Below are 2,092 nucleotides of genomic sequence, written 5' to 3' on the forward strand. Positions count from 1 at the left end.
AAGTCTAATAAAAGTTTGGCTAATCGCTTATCTAATTTTGACATGGATTTAGCTCTTTTAAAAGATTCAAAGTACACTTCTACTACTGTTGGAAGGATTGATGCTGAATCTGCTTCAGAAATCAAAAATGAATTAAGTAACTTGACTGATGAATTAGAAGTATTTACTGTTCCTATGGCTGATGATGATGGAGAAATTATCACTGTAGTAACATTAAAAGAATTTAGTGATGATGTTTATTCAACACTTCGTAAATACGACTTTGAGAAAATTGAAGTAGGTGACGTTGAAGGTACTCCTCAACATATTATTTCAAAAGCTGATTCCAGATTATTAACCATTGATTCAGAACGTGAATCTGTTAAAAAAGAATTAAGAGCAGTTGCTGAGCAATGGGATGATGAGATATTGGCTCTCAAAGAACAATTAGAAAATGAAAAAGAAAAGAACGAAATCCTATCCTCTTTTGTTCAAACTAATGATGCTTATGTACTTGAAGCATGGGTGCCTGTTGAAGATACCGAAAAAGTTGAACAAATTGTTGAAAAAAGTTCTGACGGACATTGTGCCTTTGAAACAATTGAGGTTGAAGGTACTGATGATGAAAATGTTCCTATTTTACAACAAAATGGATGGTATGCAAAACCTTTCGAATACCTCGTAGATATGTACGCTCCAGTACGTTATAATGCGATTGATCCAACAATATTTGTTGCGATTACATTCCCATTCTTCTTCGGTTTCTGTTTAACCGATGCAGTATATGGTTTGGTTGTAGCGGCAATTGGTGTTGTATTATTGAAAGGTCTTGGAAAAGTTAAAGAATCCATGCATTCATTTGGTTGGATTTTAATCTGGTCTGGTCTGTGGGCCGTGGTACTAGGTTTGATAACCAATGGTTTCATTGGGGACTTCCCAGAAAGAATAGCCGGATTCCGTTTGCCAACCGTATTCGCTCCAGTTGAAGCATTTAAACATCCTGAAACCATTTTAATAATAGCTATTGCTGTTGGTTTATTATATGTAAATATTGGATTCATAATAGGTGCTATTAACAACTTAAGATACGGAAGGACTAAAGAAGCTTTAGGATCTCAAATTTGTTGGTTTGTATTCGAAGCAGGATTACTTTTACTCGTTTTAGGATTTATGATGCCTGCAATCGGCATGATTGGTATGGCATTAGGTGGAATTTTAATACTTGCAGCTATTGGAATATTAATTTGGGCTAATGGTGCATTTGGATTAATGGATATCTTCGGATTCTTGGGAGATGTTTTATCATTTGCTCGTCTTTTAGCATTATGTTTAGCTACCGGCGGTATTGCTATGACTGTAAACATCTTAGCACAAATGCTTGATCAAATGGTTCCATTTGTTGGAATTGTACTTGCAGTTATCGTATTTATTGGTGGTCATATTGCAAACTTCGCTTTCCAAGTATTAGGTGCATTTATTAACGCTTTACGTCTTAACTATGTAGAGTTCTTCGCACAATTCTTTGAAGAAGGTAAAGGTAAATTCGATGCTTTCAAAGCAAAAAGAACATTTACAAAAATTAAAAATTAAAAATTTTTCATTTATATCTTAAATTAAATTAAAAAAATCAATATTATTTCAAAGGTGAATAAATATGGTAGAAATTGCTTTAGGTACTGCTTTAGCAGCTATTGGTGCTGGAGTAGCAATTGGTTTTGCCGGTTTAGGTTCCGGTTTAGGGCAAGGTATGGCAGCTGCTGGTTCTGTAGGTGCAGTTGCAGAAGACAATGACATGTTTGCAAGAGGTATTATTTTCTCTGCATTACCAGAAACTCAGGCTATTTACGGTTTCTTGGTTGCAATCTTATTATTAGTATTCTCAGGATTATTAGGTGGAGGACAAGGATTACCTACTGAAGCAGGTATTGTAGCTATTGGTGTAGGTGCATCCATTGGTTTCGCTGGTTTAGGTTCCGGTATGGGACAAGGTATGGCAGCAGCATCCTCTGTCGGCGCTATTGTAGAAGACAATGATATGTTTGCTCGTGGTATTATTTTCTCTGCATTACCAGAGACACAAGCTATTTACGGTTTCTTGATTGCTATTTTACTT

The 2,092-nt window shown here is 35.6% G+C and carries 2 protein-coding genes; both read left to right on the top strand.

Going from position 1 to position 2,092, the window contains the following annotated elements:
* Positions 1 to 1,569: V-type ATP synthase subunit I (locus QZU81_RS10865; RefSeq protein ID WP_295591797.1), on the top strand; the 1,569-nt coding region annotated here is incomplete at its 5' end.
* Positions 1,570 to 1,633: 64 nt separating this feature from the next.
* Positions 1,634 to 2,092, top strand: a 459-nt coding sequence (locus QZU81_RS10870) for a V-type ATP synthase subunit K (protein ID WP_295591798.1), incomplete at its 3' end; no start/stop codon positions are given.

The sequence above is a fragment of the uncultured Methanobrevibacter sp. genome (assembly GCF_902770715.1).
Taxonomy (GTDB): domain Archaea; phylum Methanobacteriota; class Methanobacteria; order Methanobacteriales; family Methanobacteriaceae; genus Methanocatella.